This is a genomic window from Yinghuangia sp. ASG 101 (genome assembly GCF_021165735.1).
Taxonomy (GTDB): domain Bacteria; phylum Actinomycetota; class Actinomycetes; order Streptomycetales; family Streptomycetaceae; genus Yinghuangia.
Window position 1 is genome coordinate 1,935,401 of sequence record NZ_CP088911.1, and the last position, 17,710, is coordinate 1,953,110.

Here is a 17,710-nt window from a genome sequence, read left to right on the forward strand (position 1 = left end):
GCAGCCCATCTGGTTGACCGGTGCCACAGATTGCTGGATTTCCATCGTGCCTCGCATTCTGTTTTCCGGCACCCCAGGCGGACCGCCGAGAAACACCCTGAGCTGGGATGCTAGACGTCAGATGAATTGGCCAACCATCCGCTGGACGCCGTTTCGGACACCGCGCTCCGCGGATATGAGGGCGCGCGGCCAAAGGATTCAGGAAACAGGACGCAGAAGACCTCGTTAAACGAACGATGCGCAGACTCGACATGCATTCAGGAACGATCATGCCGGGACAATGTGCATTATGTTCCTCTCCCTAGCGGAGGGCCCAGCCTCAGCCGAGGGGTGCGAAGAAGGCGGCAAGTCCGCACGCAAATACGGGAGTGTCGGCCGGCCAGGACGCGCCGGACACCGGCGGCGGAGTGACTGTCGACATCGACGGAGTTCCGGTCCTGGCGGACTCCGACAAGCAGGACGGGCACCGACCTGAAGACCTAGGGCCATCACCCGCTGGTCACGTTCGTCGACCACCGCCGGACGGGACCGTGGAGCCGGCCGCAGCCCTGTTGCGTCCGGGCAAGGGCGGGAGCCACACCACCGACGACCACATCCCCGCAACCCGGCTCACCCGAACCGCGCGCTCGCCCGCCGCGGCGATCAGCTACGACAGATGGACATGGCCCCGGACCCCATCGTCACGTGGATGTGCCAGCGGCGCCCTGCCGGCCACAGCGTCGCCAGGATTACCGGGCCCTGAACGATACGAAGATCCCTTGTCCGGCCGCGGCAGACCGCGCCCCGGACGGAACGCAATCGGCTTGGACGCTCACCTCGGTGCAGGGCCTCCGCAGCAACCCCCGCTACACCGGCCGCCAAGTCTGGAACCCGCGGCGCACCGACCACGAATTGCTCGACCACGCTGGGGCATCGCGACGTCCAACGCCGCAACACCCCGGACGAGTGGGTGATATCCGCGAAACAAGCCCACCCGCCACCGGTCAATGAGGCCGGCTTCGTCGCCGCACAGCGCATCCGCACCGACAAAAGCGCCCCCGAACACACCTGCCGACTCGCGGACTCCTGCGCTGAGACACTGCCCGGCGACGGATGGAGTCCTGCTGGTCGAACGGCCGCGCCGTGTACCGCTGCCAAGTCGGGCGCTCCCACCGGCGCAGTCACGAACGCCTGTGACAAGCTCACCGCCGGCTGGCCGCGCGGAACTCGTATGCGAGGCATCTTGGCCACAACGCCACCAAAGACGGCTTCGGGTAACAGCACGCCGCCGATACCGTGCTCGAGTTGGCCCCGCTGAATCCAACCAGCAGCGCGGCTTGCTCGAACTGTGTCCTGGTCTTGGTCTCTCATGCCGTGCGGTCGCCAGGCCACAAACGTGGGAGTGGCGGAACAGGTTCATCAAGTGTTGCGGTTATCGTTTGCCGACGCCGTACGGGCAACGTCGGCAAGGCGGCTCGCACTTCCTCGGTTCTCCCGGCGGCGACAAGTGTCTGCGCGCAGGCGATGGCGACGCCACCGCTGCTGTCTGCCAGACGTTGCACCAGCGTGGTGTCGATCATCTGGTTGTCCCAGCGGACGCCCGCATTGTGCAGGCTCCGCACTGCCTTACTGAGCTTTGAGCCGTGATGTCGCAAGGAGTGACTGGAGGTGTCTGTCCCGGTTACATCTTGTTTATGAGGTATCCGCAAGGCGGGGGCTTGACCGCTGAACGACGGTTGTTTCGTGAGCAGTTGCGCATGCAGGCGGCGGAGATGGTCGCGGGTGGACACGACAGCATGGTGATCGCCAAGGAGTTACGGGTGAGCGTGCGGTCGGTGCAGCGTTGGTGCCGGTTGTGGCAGGACGGCGGAACGAAAGCCCTCCGGTCGGCGGGCCCCGCAAGTCGGCCGAAGCTGAGCGAGGCCCTGTTCGCCGTACTGGAACAGGAGTTGGCCAAGGGCCCGGTCGCGCACGGATGGCCGGACCAGACGTGGACCCTGGAACGGATCAGGACGCTCGTCGGGCGCCGGTTTCACAAGAGCGTCACGTTGTCCGGCGTCTCGCGGATGCTGCGGCGGCACGGATGGACCCACCAGGTGCCCGCCCGCCGCGCGGTCGAACGCGACGAACAGGCGGTGGTCGGCTGGGTGAAGGGGACGTGGCCGTCCGTGGAAAGACCGCGGCGGCACTGGGGGCATGGCTCGTCTTCGAGGACGAGGCCGGGTTCTCGATGACGCCGCCGACCTCCCGCACCTGGTCCAAGCAAGGCCGCACCCCGGTCGTCCGGGTGCGCGGCCGATCCCAGCGGCGCTTCTCGATCGCCGCGCTGACCTGCTACAGGCACGGCGAGCCCTCCCGCCTGATCTACCGGCGCAAGCGCCACGAGGACCACAAGCGCGGCGGCCGGCGCAGCTTCACCTGGACCGAGTACCGCGACCTGCTGACCGCCGCCCACCGTCAACTCGACGGCCCCATCGTGCTGATCTGGGACAACCTCAACGTGCACAAGGACCGCCGATTACGGGACTTCATCGACGAACAGGACTGGATCACCGCCGTCCACCTGCCGCCCTACGCACCGGACCTCAACCCGGTCGAGGGCATCTGGTCGCTGCTGAGACACGGCAGCCAGGCCAACACCGCCTTCACCGACCCCGACCACCTGATGCGAAACCTACGACGGGGACTGCGTCGCATCCAGTACCGCAGCGACGTCATCGACGGATGCCTCGCCGCCACCGGACTCATACGCACAACTGGCACACCACCATGACGACATCACGGTGCAAAGCTCAGTAGCGCCGCATTTGCGTACCTTTGGTTTCGGGTCGACTGGTGTGAGTCTGCGCGGCCTCGCGACGCCGAGTCCGATGCTGCTCATCGGATCGGCAACCTGCGCCCGTCGACGTCGCAGCCCAGGAAGGGCCGCGAACGAGGCAGTACCTTCCCGGAAGGCACGGTCGACGTTGATGATCGGTTCCGGGTCATGCTCGGGGTCCAGTTCCACGGCAATGTGCGCCCCCATCTGACGAACCGGGAAGAGCGGGGCGAGTGTCGTTCCGGTCAGGGCCGTGCGGCCGAGGAATTCCATGATTTCTTCCTCTGCCTGGGGCGCTCGTGTGGCGTGGAGGGCCAATAGTGCGACTTGCAGTGCCGAGGCTTCCGTGCTGCTTTGCAAGACCTGCACGGCGGTGTCGTTTTCGTCGGTGATGACGGACTCCTTCTGCGACGGCTTGGGGCGGGAGCAGGCAGCTCCCGCCCCAAGCGGTTGTGTCACTTACCAGTGTTTGGAGCTTTACCGGCGGCGCCAGGCACCGAATCCACACCCGGCCGCTGCGTACGAAATGCGTCCCCGTATGCTCCACTGAGTCGTGCCGGTGGTGACCCATGCTTGGCGGGCGCCGTAGATGCATCCGGCGACACGCGAGTTTCGGGGTCCATCGCACGAACCTGGTATTGAAGTACCAGTTCTTGACCCGATTCACAGAGGACTTGGCAACCCTCGTTGTCCACTGGGCCGTCTGGGCCCACTGGTTCTTGAAGATTCCGCCTCCGCGGATCCTCCATTTGAACGACCACCGTCCGTCGAGGTCGTACCGGTGAGGGGGTCGGCGTGGACGTACTCGTAGGCGTCGCCCCCGGCGACCCTGTCAACGGAAAGAATCCGGCCGGTGACCGGATCGTACGGCCGGACACCCATGAAGGTGTTGCCGGTGGGCGTTTCGGTGGAGCGTTGTTTGGCACCGAGCCAGCCATACCGCCCAATCGGTGCGGTCTTGGGATTGCCGTATTCGTCGGTGTCGAAGACCTGCGGGTCCAGCCGGGGGCGAGGGACATGGCGACGGCGACGTCGCCGTGGAGGTTCGTGAGTTGGAGGACCACAGAGCCGGCCTGCGCGGTGGTGGCGCCGAGGTCGCCGGCAGGTGAGCCCACGTTGCGGGCGAGAGCCCCAGTGGCAGCGTCCTCGACGATCCTGCGGGTGTTGTCGCTCTCGGGGTCGTAGTGGTTGACCTTGATTCCGGTCTGGGTCCAGGTTCCGGCGTTGTTGGTCTCGGCGGTCCAGCCGCGGAACCGCAGTGCCGGGTCGAGGGTCCGGGTCTGCCGGTTCGTTGGGGTGCTCTGTTGTTGGACGAGGTCGTTGGCGTAGTAGGCCGTGGTCGTCCCGTTTGGTCAGGCGGTGGTGCGGCCGAACGCGTCATAGGTGTAGCCGGTGTCGTAGACGCGGGTGACCGTAGTCTCGCCGGCGATGGTGCACGACGCGCCGGGCGGGGCTGCGATAGTGGTTTGCCCGGTCCGGTTGGTGTTGTTGTCGAACGTGTAGGCGCGAGTTGTGCACACGCCGTTCGCGGTGTCCTGGACCTGGGTTCAGGTTCCGGGGTTTCTGCCGATCCAGCGCAGGATCGGTCCGGGACGCCGCCGGTGAGGCCAGGACTACCTCGCCTCATCGGACCTGCGCCGCGAGATCCACGGCGGGCTCCAGGTCGTGGAGAACTGGAACAGCGCGAACACCGTGCTCCACCACGGCAAGGACGGTGCCCTGACCGGCCCGGACAGGGAACACGCCGAGACGTCGATGCTCGCCCCGCACCTGCTCCAGTCCGCGCTCGTGCACGTCAACACCCCCCTGCTCGTACGGCAGGTCCTGGCCGAACCAGCGTGGGCGCAGAAGCTCAGCGACGAGGACCGGCGCGGACTGACCGCGCCGTTCTGGTCCAACGTCAACCCTTACGGCACCTTCCACCTCGATCTGGACAAGCGCCTCGACCTCGGCCGACCGCTGCCGTGCCCCGCCCCCGGACACCGGCGGATGCCGTCGGCCGGTCGGCCACGCAGACGTGATGAAGGGCTTTCAGAATGTGGGCGACAGCGTTCGCCAGGACATCCAGGACATCAGGGCGGCGATCGCCGAGGCCGCGCCGGCCAGTGTGACGACCAGCGCCGGGGCCGCGACTTCGCCGAGCGCGCCTCCGGCCGCGGCGGCGAGGCCCTGTAGCGTCATCGTTCCGGTCAGGAGCAGGCCGAACGCCTGACCGCGCTGCGCTCGGGCACCGCGTCGAGAAACCTGCGGGCCAGTGCGAGCTGGTAGGCGACGCCGAAACCGGACACCGCCGGCAGCATGGCGGCGCATGTCGGTCCGGGGCGCAGCGCGAACCCCAGCAGCGGCAATCCGAGGGCAAGCGCCAGGGGGCGGGCCAGCCGCTCCCGGTCCGCGGGGCATAGGCGGCCGACGATCAGCTTGCCGGCGAGCATCCCGGCGGCGACCGCGGCGAAGAACAGGCCGGCCGCTTTGGGCGCGCCGACCTGCGCGGCGTAGGGGACCAGCACGCCCTCGGCGCCGACCATCAGCGCCGGCGCCGGCCATTGCGCCAGCAACAGCGCCCGGCCCCGGGGCCGGTGCGTAGCAGCGCCCGGTTCACCTGCCAGGTCTCGCTGATGCCGGCTGAGGTGTCGGCGCGGCGGTACGGATGGCGCCGCGGCTGACGCCGTGGTCACGGGCGAGGGCCGCGATGGAGCGGCCTTCCAGGTACGCCGTGCGTACGTCTGCGGTCTGCGTGGCCGCCACGGCGGGACGGCGCACACCTTTGCTGCCCTTGGCCTCGGCGGCGGCCCGCAGCCCGTCGTACGTCAGCTCGCGCTGGAGGTCTTGCTGGAGTTCGCCGGCGGCGGCGAGGGGCTGCACCATGAAACTTCGCGGTGGACAGCACCTCGCCGGTGCGCGGGGTGTCGGGCGGTGAGGTCCATCGCGGAGAACGCGACGCCGTCGTGGATGCGCAGCGCGAGACGGTCACGGTGCAGGACGTCGAGCACATCGAGGATGTGTTGGTTGCCGCGCACGAGGCGGAACATCCCGGAGATGTGCGCGGTGTCGCCCGGTCGCGCGTCCGTCGGCAGCTCGCCGAATTTCGGCCGCTGGAGCGGGTGAAGGCGGCTGGAGGTACCCGGCTCCTCCTCAAAGACGACCGGGTCCTCGATCCGGCCTCCTCGAGGACGAGATCCTGCCGGGCGGTGGACTGCTGGTCCGTCGAGACCCGCTTGTAGACCAGGTTCGCCACCGAGGGGCCCCTTCCGGACCGAGGATCGGACCCTACCTGTCGTCAGACCCTGTCAGCAATGATCATCGGATCTGATCGGATTTGGGCCGCCGTGAACCCCCGGATTGCACGGGGTCATTGGACGCGCCGCCTGCCTGTCGTCAAACGGTCGTTTGCCGACAGACCGAGCACCCACCGGGAGGGCAACGCCGTCCGTAGCGGGCGGAGGTCAGGGGGTTGGGCGCAGGTGGTGGCGGGTCCAGGTTTCGAATGAGGTGAGGGGGATGCCCAGGGCCGTGGCGTACCGCGGTCGGGCCGGCTGGCCCGTCACGTTCAGGCGGTCGTGCGAGGCCCCCATCGGGGGCATGCCCGCAGCGAGCGCCTCGGCCTCCGTCATGTCCGGCGCACTCAGCGGCACCCCCAGCACCCGCGAGAGCACATCGGCGATCTGCGTCATCGTCAGGTAGTCGCTCGCGAGCTCCAGCTCGACGCGGTGGAACCGATCCGGGTCGACGACCGCCGCAGCCGCCGCCGCGCCGATGTCGTCCACCGCGGCGAGGGACAGGTGCGTCGTGGGCTTGAGGACGCTCACGATGCCGCCCGCCACCCCGCGAGGGAACAGGAACGCCATGGACGGGCGGAAGTTGTCCATGAAGAACCCCGGCTTGAGCAGCGTCCAGTGCGCGAAGCCGGCCTCGCGGACCCGGTCCTGGATCGCGGTCTTGGCCCCCAGCGTGGCCTCGGACGACGCCCACCGACCCTCGGCCCAGCCGGGGTCCTCCACGTGCTGGCCGGCGCCGCTCACCGAGGTGTGCACGAACTGCGGTACCCCTGCGGCCCGTGCCCCCTCGATGAGGTTGACGCCCTGTCGTACCTCCCCCTCGAAGTCGAAGCCCGTCCCCGTGAATTGGGGCATCTGAACGGAGAAGACCGCTCTGGCCCCCTCCGCGGCCCGCTTGACGGAGTCGCGGTCGTGGAGATCGCCGGTGACCAGTTCCGCGCCGAGCGCCTCGACGGCCTTCGCGCGGTCGGTCGCCGGGTCGCGCACCAGGGCCCGTACGGGGATTCCCGCCGCGAGCAGTGCGCGGGCCGTGGCACCGCCCTGCCTGCCGGTGGCGCCGGTCACCAGGACTGGTGCCTGTGCCGATCCCGGGGCTGTGCCTGAGTTTGTGGGCATACGGGTGCTCCTACGAGGCGTTGCGGCAAAAACGGCGGGGTCCGCCGTTTCCTCTCGACTAAGATACGGCGGGGCACGCCATTTAACAAAGGACGAGGTGAACTCCATGGCAGAACGCCAGCGCGCAGACGCCAGACGCAACTACGCGCGCATTCTCGCCGTGGCCGAGGAAGAGGTCGCCGCCCACGGGGCCGACGCGTCCCTGGAGCAGATCGCCCGTACGGCGGGGGTTGGGTCCGCGACCGTGCGCCGGCACTTCCCGACGCGCCGCGCACTCCTCGAAGCGGTGTCGCACAAGCGGATCGCCGCACTGAGCGTCCGCGCGCAGGAGCTGACCGGCGAGGGCGACAGCCGGGACGCGCTGCTGGAGTGGCTGGGGGAGGTCGTCGCCTACTGCGTGGCCGCCAGAGGGCTGGCGGCGGCGCTTTCCTACGACGGGTCCGCGCCCGAATCCGTGCACGAGAACTCGTGTTCGGCGGCGCTGGAGCAGGCGGGGGTCCCGCTGCTGCGGCGCGCCGTGCGGGACGGCGCGGTGACGGCACAGGTCACGGTCGCCGACCTGATCACGCTCGCCGTCGGCATCGTCCTGGCCACGGACCACCGCCGCGACCCCGCCGCCGAGGCGGACCGGCTGTTCCGGCTGGCCGTGGAGGGGCTGAGTCCCTCGGGGAGGTCCTAGAGACTCCCCATCGGCTCGTTGTCGATCTTCACGGGTGTGCCCAGATGCGCAGCACCGCAGGCGGTGAACTCGGGGACCAGGTGGTAGGCCATGCTCGGGCGAGGGCCCCCAGTCATGGGGAACATCGGTACAGCGGTCGGCGGAGGAAGACCATCCCCAACCATGAACGGGGCGAACGACCTTGTCCCGTCCGGGGTTTGCGCCGTGATGTCGGCGGTGAGGTCGACGTCGGTGAACGGGTTGCCGTGCGACGGGCCCGTGAAGGTGATCTCGACGGCGGACCACCGGGACGCGGCGGCGGGGACGGTGACCGCGGCCGAACCGGGCTTCACGTCCGGGCTCTCGTAGTCGGCCTGGGGGCGGGACTCGACGCCGATGCCCCGGTGGCGGACGGTGCGTTCGTGGGTCCCGAGAGTCTTCAGGAAGCCGGCGACGGCGTCCTCGCCGAGTGCGCCGCTCCGGCGTTGGAAGTCGAGGAAGCGGCTGACGCTGAGGCCGCTCGTCATCTCGCGCGCCGGGTGCTCGGAGAAACCGGGAACCAGCGCGTCGAGCAGGGCGCGGGGGCCCGGGCTGGCGAGGACGTCGCCGATACGGGAAGACGGGCCGAACTTCACGGGCGGGCTCCTTGCGGGCGGATGGGCGAATGGGGGAACGGCGTGCTTGCGCGACGGCGTTGTGCCAGCGGTGAAGGGCGTCGGTACGCCGGCGCGCGTCGCGCGTCGAGGTGAACGTGTCGTCGGGGCCGGGTGGGCCGGCGGTGGTGTCCGCGTCGTACAGGCCGACGGCGATGCCCGCGAGGCGTGCCACGCCGAGTGCCGAGTTCTCCGGGCGGGTGCTGCGCGTGACCGGGCGCCCCACCGGGTCGGCTTGGAGCCGCATCAGGTGGGTGTTGGCGGTGGGGCCGCCGTCGACGCGTAGTTCGCGGCACGCTCCCATTCCCGCGTCGAACAGCGCGAGGGTGTCGGCGACTTGGAGGGCGACGGACTCAAGTGCCGCGCGGGCGATGTCCGCGCGGCCGTCGCCGAAGCCGACACCGGTGATGAGCGCGCGTGCGTCGTGGTCCCAATACGGCGCGCCCAGTCCGTCGAAGGCCGGGACGATGACGACGTCGGTGTGGTCGATGGTCGAGGCCAGTGCGGCGAGGGCGGCCTCGTCGAGGCCCAGCAGTTCGGAGGCCCAGCGTACGGTCGTCCCGGAGGACGCGATGTTGGCCTCCCAGGCGAGGGTCGGGCCGTGCCCGGGCAGGTGCCACGCGATCGTGCGGGTCAGTCCCGTGGGAGGAGCGGAGCCGGCGTCCGGTGCCAGGGCCATTATGGACGAGCCGCTGCCGCACGTGGCCTTGACGACGCCCGGACGCCGGCCGCCGTGGGCGAACAACGCGGCGTGGGAGTCGCCGAGGACGGCCGCGAGCGGTGTACCGTCGGGCACCCCCGGCAGGTCGGCGAGGGTCCCGAACGGCCCGGTGGATGCTGCAGGTTGCGCCGGCGCCTCGCGCGGTACGCCGAACAGGTCGAGCAGGCGCGGGTGGTAGTCGCCGGTGGACAGCGCGACCAGGAGCGTGCGGGACGCGTTGCCGGCCTCGGTGCGGTACGGCGCCGGTGAGGCGCCGCAGCAGCCACGCGTCGACGGTGCCGCCCCGCAGTCCCCCGCCGCGCGGGGCCCGGCGGTCGGGATCGAGGTCGAGGTCGTCGAGCAGCGCGGCGGCCTTGGCCGCGGAGAACATGGGGTCGACCGGGAGTCCGGTGACGGCGGTGACGAACTCCGGCGCGCTTGTGCGCGCCTCGATGGTCACCGCGGGTGCCGTCACCAACCGCCTCGACCGGCTCGTTGCCCAGGGCCATGTCACGCGCGACGTCGCCCCCGCCAACCGGCGGACCGTGGTCGTCGCGCTGACCCCAGTCGGCCCCGACCTCATCGACCGCGCCGTCCCGCCCACGTCGAGAACGAACGTCGCACCGCACTGGACGGGCGCGGTCAGGACGACCTCGCCGTGTCTCTGCGCGTGCTGCTGCTCAGCCTCGGCGACGAGGCTGGCCAGGACGGCGAGGTCGGCGAGGTCGGCCCGGAGTCCGGGGACTGAGTTCGGCGGCGGCGTCGGGAAGTGCGCTTGGTCTCGGACGAGTTCGGAATGGATCGGGGCACGGCCGGGGGATGGTCCGGCGCCGCGAGTCGCTTCGTACGATGACGCCTTCGCTCCACCCGATGGGCCGATCGCCGCCCGGAGACGGGTTTCGGGGCGACCCGTTCAATCGTCCGCGTGGGCGGCGGCGAGGACGTCCCAGGTCCGTGTCTCGACGTCGCCGATGGAACTGGCGAGCAAATCGGTGACACCGGCCTCGGCGTAACGGCGGAGCTGCCGGGCCACGTGCTCCTCGTCCCCCACGATCGCCGTCTCGCTCATCCGCGACAGCCCTTGACGTTGCAAGTGGGCGTGGTAGTTGGGGAGTTCGGTGGCCGCGTGGAAGCGCTCGTCGATGCTTTCGCAGAGGGTGTCCGGATCGGCGGTGACCCCGACGAGCACACCGGCCACGATGCGAGGACGCGGGCGCCCGGCCTCCGCCGCCGCGTCGTCGAGGATCGGCCGGATGTGCTTGTCGACGGCGTCGGGCACGGTCCACACCGTCACGGTGCCGTCGGCCAGTTCGCCCGCGACGCGCAGCATGCGCGGCCCGAGGGCGGAGACCAGGACACCGGGTTCGGACGCCCCCGGCACGTCCACTTGTCCCACCGCGGTGAGCGTCGGCCCCCGGTGCTCGACCGGTTCGCCGCGCAGCAACGACCGCAGGACGCCGAGGTATTCGCGGGTGTGCGCGGCCAGCGCGTCGCCGGAGACTCCGAACTGCCCCTCCACGAGCGGCCGGTGGCCGGGACCGATGCCGAGTGTGAAGCGTCCGCCGATGGCGGCCTGGGTGGTCATCGCCTGCCCGGCGAGGGTGAGCGGGTGTCGCGGATACGTCGGTATGACGGCGGTTCCCACCTCGATCCGCCCGACCCGGCTGCCGACGAGCGCGGCGAGGGCGGCGGCGTCCCAGCCGGTCAACTGGGAGACGAACGCACTTGCCAGTCCCGCCTGTTCAGCAGCAGCGGCCCTCTCGACGAGGCCGTCGAGCGCGGCCTGCTGGGTGTTGAGATAGATGCCTACGCGCATGACTCCCCCAAGATGAACCTCTGATTCATGTTATCGAGCCTAGCTAAGATGAACGGAGAATTCATCTCCAGGAGGGCTACCCGTTCGTGCGCACCGACGCCAGACGCAACCGTGAGCGAATCACCACGGCAGCCGCGCGCCTGCTCACCGAGTACGGCGCCGACGTGCCGATGGCGCGCATCGCCGAGGAGGCACAGGTCGCCGTCGGCACGATCTACCGGCACTTCCCCGACCGCGCCGGGCTTTTACTCGCCATCGCCCACGACGCCATGGAGGAACTGCTGCGGCACGCCGAGGCGACCGCCGGAATGCCAGCGAGGGCCGCACTGGACCACTTCGTCGAGCGGGCCATGACGCTCCCACTCGCACTGATCAAATCGCTCCCCGACGCTCCGGTGCTGGACACGGAACTCCTGCGCATGCAACGGGAGATCGACGACTTCCTGGGCCGTCTGGTCACCGCCGCCCAGCGCGACGCCACGGTACGCCGTGACATCTCCGCCGACGCGATCGTCGAACTCGTCTCCACGGTCGTATGCCGCCCCGGCGCCCACTTCGGCGACCCCATGACCGTCGTCATGCTGGACGGCCTCAACCCGCGCTGACGTCACGCGGCTGAGAGTCACCGCATCGGACCCAAGGTGCGTTCGTGGCCGCGGCGCCGGCCGATCCCGGTCCCGCGTTCCGGTGGCGGTGCGGTCGGAGCCTCGGAGCTGCCGGACGCCTCTCGGCCGAACTGCTCGGCGAGGCCGCCGGATCCGCACATCGGGCCGCCGGTTCGCCTCCTGCCCGTGGTGCTCCGGGCGGTGCTTGATCCCCTCGGCATGCTTTCCGAGAACCGAGGCCGCGTCCGACGTGACGTCCCCGATGAGCATCGGCGCGGCTGCGAAAGTCTTGGCCATCATCTGGGCAAGGGGCAGCCGGACGAGGCAGGTGAGCAAGCGCTTGACATGCCGATCCTGCCGTGTTTCCGGCGGGATCATTTCGCCGGCGTGTTGGACGCGGTTCGGGAGCATGGCGAACACCTGTGCTGTGGCGGCACGTTGGTCTTTGCCGTCGAGTGCCGCTCGGACGCTCGTGTCGGAGAGGTCGCAGGCCGTCTCGACGATCCGGAGGCCGGGGCCTGTGCGGATCAGTGTCCCGTCGCCCGCCGAGCAGGTAGGGGGTTTCGTGGCTGTCGGAGGCCACCCGCAGCCCGGTGTCGTTGAGAAAGTCGTGCAGGCCCATGCTGTTGAGCGGGGCCGTGGGGTTCCCGAGGAACCTCAGGTAGTCCCCGTAGGTCTGCGCCGCGCGAGAGCGCGTTCGCGGCCCGCGCCGAGACCGGCTCCGCATGGGCGCTGCGCGAGATCCGCACCCGCAGCGACGCCGGAGACCTCGCGGGGGCGAGAAGCGCGGCGGCGCAGTCCCTCGAACCGTTCTGGACCGCGCTGCCACACGAGGCCGGCCTGCTCACCAAGCCTTGGACGCCGCGCGGGCGGTGGACTGCCCCGACACGGCCGCGCTACTGCGGGGGCCGTTCCCCATCACCCTGCTGGCCCGCGAGCATGCGCCCGGCCTGGCGGCACTGACAAGCCGGTACGGCGAGGGCTGGCCCGCTCGCTCCTCGCCAACTGGTTCGAGCAGCCGCACCTCCGCTTCGGCGACGACATCCGCCGATGGACCGCCGACACCCTGCCCGCACTGCACACGGCGCTGCGCACCGGCACCACACCGAACACAGCGCCGCCGCTGGCCACCCAAACGTGGCAATGGCTGGCGGACGAGCTGCACACCCGACTCCGCGCCGCCCACAGCGACCGGCACCCGCAGTCCCGGCTCGGAGAGCTGAGCCTGCCCCTGGCCCGGCTTCTCGACGCGGCCGACGACCCCATACTCGCGGCGATCACCGAGACGACGAGCGTCTGCGACGACGACATCCTGGAGTGCCTGCCCCCAGCGCTGCGCCTGACCGATCACCGAACAACAGCCGGATTCGCCCCTCTCGCACGCGACCGCGCCCGGCGTCCGGAACCGATTACCCCGCTCCCGCCGCGTGCCGACCACGACGGGGCGACCGCCTGGAACGGATGCGGCTGCCACCTCTGCGACCGCCTCGCAGCCTTCCTCGCCGCACCGACCCGGACAATCCACGAGTGGCCCTTGGCCAAGGAAGGCCGCAGACACATCCACACCCGGATCGATGCGGCACGTCTCCCCTGGACCACCGAACCCGGCGCCAAGGACGCCCCTGAACCGCCCCGGATTTGATGGAGATCTCAGTTGGTGGTGGTGACCTGGGGTTTCGTGGTTGCGAGGTAGTGGTTGTTCTCGTATTCGACGGGCGGGATGTGCCCGATTTCACCGTGGAGTCGGCGGTGGTTGTACCAGTCGACGTACTCGGCGGTGGCCAGCTCGACCTCGGACAGCGTCTTCCACGGCCGATGGGGTTTGATCAGCTCGGTCTTGAACAGTCCGATCATGCTTTCCATCAAGGCGTTGTCGTAGGCGTCGCCGACCGATCCGATCGACGCGGCGATGCCGGCCTCGTCCAGGTGCTCGGCGAGCCGGAAACGTGTACTGCGATCCGGCATCCGAGTGATGTATCAACTCACCGGGCAGCACCGGCCGTTGGTCGCGGTCGCGCTGCCAGATCGCCGTCTCCAGCGCGTCGGGCACGAACACCGTCTCCTTCACGGTGGCGGCCGACCAGCCGACGACCCTGCGCGAGAAGGTGTCCACGACGAACGCGGCGTAGACGACGCCCGCCCAGGTCTTCACGTGGGTGAAGTCCGCGACCCGGCACCGGTTGGTGGTGTTCGCGACGAAGTCGCGGTCCACGAGGTCGGGGGCGCGGTCGACCCGACCGCCGGGCAGCGTGGTGACCACGCGTTTCCCGCGGACCGCCCCGGCGATGCCGATCTCGCGCATCAGCCGCTCGACGGTGCAGCGGGCCACCGGGTGGCCCCGGCGGTTCAGCTCGCGCCAGATCCTCCTCGCCCCGTAGACGCGGTAGTTCGTGTCGTAGACGTCTTGGATCAGTTTCTTCAGTTCCGCGTCCCGGACGGTCCGCGCGGAAGGTGCTGCGACGCGCTGCTTGTGGGCGTAGTAGGTGGAGGGGGCGATGCCGCCCGCGTGCCCGGACAGCACGTGGCAGATCGGCTCGACACCGCCGAAGCGGTCCCGGTACTCGTCGATGAACGCCACGAGCGCAGGTGTGGCCGGTCGAGCTCGGCCGCGAGGAAAGCCGACGCCGCCCGCAGGATCTCGTTCGCCCGCTTCAGCTCCGCGACTTCCTTCCTCAACGCCTTGACCTGCGCGGACTCCTCACTGGTCGTCCCCGGCCGGTGCCCGGTGTCGATCTGGTCCTGGCGGACCCACTTGCGCAGCGTCTCGTACGAGCCGATGCCCAGCTTGGTGCAGACCGCCTTGATCGCGGCGGACTCGGTCGGGTAGTCGCCGAGGACCTCGGCGACCATCCGCACCGCACGACGGCGCAGCTCGGGCGGGTAGGTGGAGGGACGTGCCATGACTCGATCCTCACATGTAATCGAGTCCCCACTTCACCCGGGGCGGTTCACCTACACCCTGGTCCTGACCAACACCGACAGGCTCTTCACCGATGCGGCACAGGCACGAACCAAAGCCACGTCCGACCTGACATGGCTGAAGACCACCTACAAGACCCACTGAGCCCCGAACTACCGTGGCGGTGACGATCCTCCTTCACCACCCGACCGCTGCGGACGGTCGCGAGCACCGGGACCCGCAGCTTGGTTGCGAACGATGAGTCGCCTCTGAGTGGGCGGTTCGTGAATTGATGTCCGTTTCAGGGTGAGGTTGGAGCGGGGCTGCTGGTCCCGGGGTTTGTCGGTTGCTGCTTCGTGGTGAAGCTGCCGGTGTCGACCTCGGTGAGGACGCCGAGCTTGACTAGGCGTTTCAGCTTGGCTCGGGTGCCTTCGATGTTCTTCGGGAGGAGTTCGTGGTCGAGTGCTTCGCAGATGTCTCGGGCTCGCAGCGGGCTGTCTGCCTCGTTGCAGACGTTGAGGATGCGGGGGTAGCCGGGGGGTCGGGCAGGTCGGGTGAGGGGCTTCGGGTGGGGATTCGGTCGGCGAGAGCGGTGACGGTCGTGCGGGTGATCGCGAGGTGTTCGAGGTGGGTCTCGGCGGCCCGCAGCCGACTCTGCAAGTCGGCCATCTCGGTGCGGAGTTCGTCGGCCAGCAAACGGGCGGCGTCCTCTTGGACGCCGAGTGCGTCGAGCAGCGGCTCGATGTTCACGCCGGCACCGCCTGCGGTTCGCGCCAGGTGGGGGTGTTCGCGCCGGTGAGGCGGCGGATCATGACGTGGGTCATCGCCCAGTGGACGCGTGAGGCGGACGAGGCCGGGAGGTGCTCGTAGTCACGGACCAAACGCCGGTGCAGTATCAGGACCGCGTAGGTCTGCTCGACCCTCCACCGCTTCGGCTGCGGCAGGAACCCCCGGTGACCGGGGACGCGTTCGACGATCCCGACATCGATGCCCAGGCCGGCGCCGTGCACGACGACCTGGTTCTTGAAGCCCTGGTCCACCAGGGCCTTGCGGACGGTGCCCCCGGCGTGGTCGGCGACCTGGTCCAGCAGGGCGGTGCCCGCGGCGTCGTCGTGGGTGTTCGCCGCGACGACGACCACGGCGACGACCAGGCCGAGGACGTCCACGGCCAGGCCGCGCTTGCGGCCCGGCACCTTCTTGGCCGGGTCGTAGCCGGTCGTGGCGGCGGGGACCCCGGCGGCGACGCGGACACTCTGGGTGTCCAGGACCACCAGGGTCGGGTCCTCTAATCGTCGGGCGCGTTCCCGGACCTGGCAGCGCAGGAGTTCGTGGACGACCCGGTCGGTTCCGTCGTCGCGCCAGGCCGCGAAGTAGTAGTACGTCGCGCTCTTGGGCGGAAGGTCGTTCGGGAGGTAGGCCCACTGGCAGCCGGTCCGCCCCTGGTAGAGGATCGCGTTCACGATCTCCCGCATGTCGTAGGCGCCTTGATGACCGCTGACGGAGCGGTGCCGGTCCTTCCACGCGGTGATCACCGGCTCGATCAACGACCATTGCTCGTCCGACAAGTCACTGGGATACGGCTTGCGTTCACTCACATCATCACACCAGCAGATCAGCAGCCGCGGACCGACGGATTCCACCCCCCGTCCACTCCATTAGGCGACCACAGATCAACTCAAAGACTCACGAACCGCCCACTTGGAGCTCACGGCGAGCGTGATCGGGCGCGCGCTGTGATGCTGCGCGCGCCACTCGCGGAGACGTCGATCAGCGGGACAACGGCCGCCTGTGGGCGCTGCCGCTGCAAGACTGAGTTCGGCAAACAAACCTACCGTTTGCCGTCGCGTAGAACGGCGCGTAGAACGCGACGGACAAGCCCGGTCTGTGGTTCGATCCAATTTGTTGCCGGGGCCGTTTGCGTGGACATCGTTTGGCCGTACCAGGATGGCATGATGAAGTCCGGCCGCCCCTCCCAGTCCTCGCATTCATCGGCACCTACGATGCTTTCATCTGCCATCTCCACTGCCGTCGAAACACCAACAGCAACCGGCTGTCCGGGGGCGGGCTCAGACGGTCGTTCATGCTGTTCGGTGGTCATCGCCGCTATCGGCTCTGTCTCAACCTGCAATCTTTCGGCGATCTCAGCATTCAGGCGCACCAACTCACGGAGCTCGTCTACACGTTCGCGCACGAGTATGGCCACTTGCTCCGCGTCCATGGGTTGATCCCTGCGGATAGTGAGGCGACTGAGCCGTAGCGCTGCATCGGCGTCCCCGAGGCGAAGTGCAGCCGTCAGGGTGTCCGCGGTGATCGGCTGCGGTGGCGGGATGTCCACAGTTGACGGAGCGTCGCACTCCTCGCGCCACAGGGCGTGGAATCGCAAGACGATGGGTTCCGGAGGTGGCTTACGAGGGGACTTGAAAGCAAGGTAACGGATCGTTGCCTCAAGAAGCGGCCAGCCTGGTACACGCTGCCCCTGAAGAAGTTTGTTCAAGGTCTCATGGCTGACGGTCGTGGGCAGGGCTTCGCGACAGGCCATCATTCCGGTGGCGATTGAGCGGGTTCCTGGCCTACCTGCCTCGGTGTACAGCTCGTGCAGCGCCTCCACGAGGTTTCGTCGCGGTCCCGGCGGCAAGTCACCTATGCCGGGCAGCACAATGGCCATGGTCCCCCGCTCTCCAGTGCCAACTTTTGTCAAACGATCTCATACCCCAGGCTCCGCCGAATCGTCTGCCGTGCCTAGATCGGCCAGATTCTGTGGTTGGTACGTCAGATGTGGCTCGGACGACTGTCCTTGCTTGCAACAGTGGATGTCGTCGCGATCGCGACGACATCCACTCTTCGCAGAAGGAGATTCGCCATGCCCACTCACGCCCAAATGCCGAAAGGATCGCGCTGGGGCAGGGCTCTCGGTGCCGCCGCTGCGTCGGTCGCTTCACGCGCGCTCGTCGCCTGGCTTCTGACCAGGCTCTTCAGCGGCGACTGACCATCCCTTGTGGTCCTTCTCCACGCGTGACGTCGAGGTGAGGACTGGCCCCGCCCGCCGCAGCACGCTCTGCGCAGTGTCGGGCGGGGTCCCGTCGGACGCGCGGATCGAAATACCGTCGCGCTACGGCCACATGACGGGCCCCTCAGGCCCCGGCCCTAGTCGATGTAGCTGTGGACTTCCGCTTCGGGCGCAGCGGCTAGCA

16 protein-coding genes and 3 pseudogenes are annotated in these 17,710 nt (G+C 69.0%); 8 read left to right on the forward strand and 11 right to left on the reverse strand.

The annotated features are described in order from the left end of the window. Nucleotides 1–374 precede the first annotated feature (374 nt). The 3 genes and pseudogenes from LO772_RS07875 to LO772_RS36240 all read left to right on the forward strand — a co-directional run. Nucleotides 375–611 (forward strand): annotated as a pseudogene (locus LO772_RS07875) (IS1380 family transposase); the annotation flags it as partial. Nucleotides 612–690: 79 nt separating this feature from the next. Continuing rightward, nucleotides 691–990, forward strand: a complete 300-nt coding sequence (locus LO772_RS36235) for a recombinase family protein (protein ID WP_443089443.1) — start codon at nucleotides 691–693, stop codon at nucleotides 988–990. Nucleotides 991–1,673: 683 nt separating this feature from the next. Further along, nucleotides 1,674–2,752, forward strand: a protein-coding gene (locus tag LO772_RS36240; RefSeq protein ID WP_443089377.1) for an IS630 family transposase whose coding sequence is annotated in 2 segments (ribosomal slippage) — nucleotides 1,674–2,184 and nucleotides 2,184–2,752 — 1,080 coding nt in all. Because the reading frame shifts where the segments join, the coding sequence is not laid out codon by codon here. A 1,397-nt stretch (nucleotides 2,753–4,149) separates the two neighbouring features. On the opposite strand, the gene LO772_RS07890 is transcribed toward LO772_RS36240, so the two are convergent. Next, nucleotides 4,150–4,317 (reverse strand): hypothetical protein, encoded by a 168-nt coding sequence (locus LO772_RS07890; RefSeq protein ID WP_231777665.1) that lies wholly within the window; start codon nucleotides 4,315–4,317, stop codon nucleotides 4,150–4,152. 145 nt (nucleotides 4,318–4,462) lie between these two features. Here LO772_RS07890 and LO772_RS07895 point away from each other — a divergent pair, with 145 nt between their 5' ends. Beyond that, nucleotides 4,463–4,972 carry a transposase gene (locus tag LO772_RS07895; RefSeq protein WP_231777666.1) on the forward strand — a complete coding sequence of 170 codons (510 nt, stop codon included), beginning with the start codon at nucleotides 4,463–4,465 and terminating at the stop codon, nucleotides 4,970–4,972. Nucleotides 4,973–4,986: 14 nt separating this feature from the next. Here LO772_RS07895 and LO772_RS07900 read toward each other — a convergent pair whose 3' ends face one another. Together LO772_RS07900 and LO772_RS07905 are read right to left on the reverse strand one after the other, a co-directional pair. Beyond that, the gene (locus LO772_RS07900) at nucleotides 4,987–5,352 is read right to left on the reverse strand and encodes a hypothetical protein (RefSeq protein WP_231777667.1); all 366 of its coding nucleotides are present in this window, start codon (nucleotides 5,350–5,352) and stop codon (nucleotides 4,987–4,989) included. 40 nt (nucleotides 5,353–5,392) lie between these two features. Further along, the gene (locus LO772_RS07905) at nucleotides 5,393–5,662 is read right to left on the reverse strand and encodes a hypothetical protein (RefSeq protein WP_231777668.1); all 270 of its coding nucleotides are present in this window, start codon (nucleotides 5,660–5,662) and stop codon (nucleotides 5,393–5,395) included. A gap of 11 nt (nucleotides 5,663–5,673) precedes the next feature. Between LO772_RS07905 and LO772_RS07910 the strand changes: the two genes are divergently transcribed. Further along, nucleotides 5,674–6,018 (forward strand): hypothetical protein, encoded by a 345-nt coding sequence (locus LO772_RS07910; RefSeq protein ID WP_231777669.1) that lies wholly within the window; start codon nucleotides 5,674–5,676, stop codon nucleotides 6,016–6,018. A 222-nt stretch (nucleotides 6,019–6,240) separates the two neighbouring features. Here LO772_RS07910 and LO772_RS07915 read toward each other — a convergent pair whose 3' ends face one another. Next, nucleotides 6,241–7,188 carry an NmrA family NAD(P)-binding protein gene (locus LO772_RS07915; protein ID WP_231777670.1) on the reverse strand — a complete coding sequence of 316 codons (948 nt, stop codon included), beginning with the start codon at nucleotides 7,186–7,188 and terminating at the stop codon, nucleotides 6,241–6,243. A gap of 106 nt (nucleotides 7,189–7,294) precedes the next feature. Here LO772_RS07915 and LO772_RS07920 point away from each other — a divergent pair, with 106 nt between their 5' ends. Then, entirely contained in the window at nucleotides 7,295–7,867 is a 573-nt protein-coding gene (locus LO772_RS07920; protein ID WP_231777671.1) for a TetR/AcrR family transcriptional regulator, read from the forward strand. Here the strand turns inward: LO772_RS07920 and LO772_RS07925 are convergent. From LO772_RS07925 to LO772_RS07930, 3 genes and pseudogenes are all read right to left on the reverse strand, one after another. Further along, nucleotides 7,864–8,481: a DUF5060 domain-containing protein gene (locus tag LO772_RS07925; protein WP_231777672.1), complete on the reverse strand. Its 618-nt coding sequence runs from the start codon at nucleotides 8,479–8,481 to the stop codon at nucleotides 7,864–7,866. The genes LO772_RS07920 and LO772_RS07925 overlap by 4 nt on opposite strands. A 181-nt stretch (nucleotides 8,482–8,662) precedes the next feature. Beyond that, nucleotides 8,663–9,178, reverse strand: a pseudogene (locus tag LO772_RS36245) (FGGY-family carbohydrate kinase); the annotation flags it as partial. 934 nt (nucleotides 9,179–10,112) lie between these two features. Then, nucleotides 10,113–11,015 carry a TIGR03564 family F420-dependent LLM class oxidoreductase gene (locus LO772_RS07930; protein ID WP_231777673.1) on the reverse strand — a complete coding sequence of 301 codons (903 nt, stop codon included), beginning with the start codon at nucleotides 11,013–11,015 and terminating at the stop codon, nucleotides 10,113–10,115. A gap of 86 nt (nucleotides 11,016–11,101) precedes the next feature. Between LO772_RS07930 and LO772_RS07935 the strand changes: the two genes are divergently transcribed. Then, nucleotides 11,102–11,620: a TetR/AcrR family transcriptional regulator gene (locus LO772_RS07935; RefSeq protein ID WP_231777674.1), complete on the forward strand. Its 519-nt coding sequence runs from the start codon at nucleotides 11,102–11,104 to the stop codon at nucleotides 11,618–11,620. A 1,650-nt stretch (nucleotides 11,621–13,270) separates the two neighbouring features. Here the strand turns inward: LO772_RS07935 and LO772_RS07940 are convergent. Further along, nucleotides 13,271–14,521 (reverse strand): annotated as a pseudogene (locus LO772_RS07940) (IS3 family transposase). Between LO772_RS07940 and LO772_RS07945 the strand changes: the two are divergent. Next, entirely contained in the window at nucleotides 14,520–14,684 is a 165-nt protein-coding gene (locus tag LO772_RS07945) for a hypothetical protein (protein ID WP_231777675.1), read from the forward strand. The pseudogene LO772_RS07940 and the gene LO772_RS07945 sit on opposite strands and share 2 nt — an antisense overlap. Nucleotides 14,685–14,930: 246 nt before the next feature. On the opposite strand, the gene LO772_RS07950 is transcribed toward LO772_RS07945, so the two are convergent. From LO772_RS07950 to LO772_RS07960, 3 genes are all read right to left on the reverse strand, one after another. Continuing rightward, complete coding sequence (locus tag LO772_RS07950) at nucleotides 14,931–15,269, reverse strand: hypothetical protein (RefSeq protein ID WP_231776187.1); 339 nt, start codon at nucleotides 15,267–15,269, stop codon at nucleotides 14,931–14,933. Then, nucleotides 15,266–16,114 carry an IS5 family transposase gene (locus LO772_RS07955; protein ID WP_231777676.1) on the reverse strand — a complete coding sequence of 283 codons (849 nt, stop codon included), beginning with the start codon at nucleotides 16,112–16,114 and terminating at the stop codon, nucleotides 15,266–15,268. The genes LO772_RS07950 and LO772_RS07955 overlap by 4 nt, the downstream gene beginning before the upstream one ends. A 233-nt stretch (nucleotides 16,115–16,347) precedes the next feature. Further along, complete coding sequence (locus tag LO772_RS07960) at nucleotides 16,348–17,184, reverse strand: hypothetical protein (RefSeq protein ID WP_231777677.1); 837 nt, start codon at nucleotides 17,182–17,184, stop codon at nucleotides 16,348–16,350. Nucleotides 17,185–17,710 lie beyond the last annotated feature (526 nt).

Excerpts from the sequence above, each read along its gene's own strand:
- LO772_RS07905 (WP_231777668.1), bottom strand. The coding sequence starts at position 5,662 with ATGGTGCAGCCCCTCGCCGCCGCCGGCGAACTCCAGCAAGACCTCCAG.
- LO772_RS07915 (WP_231777670.1), bottom strand. The coding sequence starts at position 7,188 with ATGCCCACAAACTCAGGCACAGCCCCGGGATCGGCACAGGCACCAGTC.
- LO772_RS07920 (WP_231777671.1), top strand. The coding sequence starts at position 7,295 with ATGGCAGAACGCCAGCGCGCAGACGCCAGACGCAACTACGCGCGCATT.
- LO772_RS07930 (WP_231777673.1), bottom strand. The coding sequence starts at position 11,015 with ATGCGCGTAGGCATCTATCTCAACACCCAGCAGGCCGCGCTCGACGGC.
- LO772_RS07945 (WP_231777675.1), top strand. The coding sequence starts at position 14,520 with ATGACTCGATCCTCACATGTAATCGAGTCCCCACTTCACCCGGGGCGG.
- LO772_RS07960 (WP_231777677.1), bottom strand. The coding sequence starts at position 17,184 with ATGGCCATTGTGCTGCCCGGCATAGGTGACTTGCCGCCGGGACCGCGA.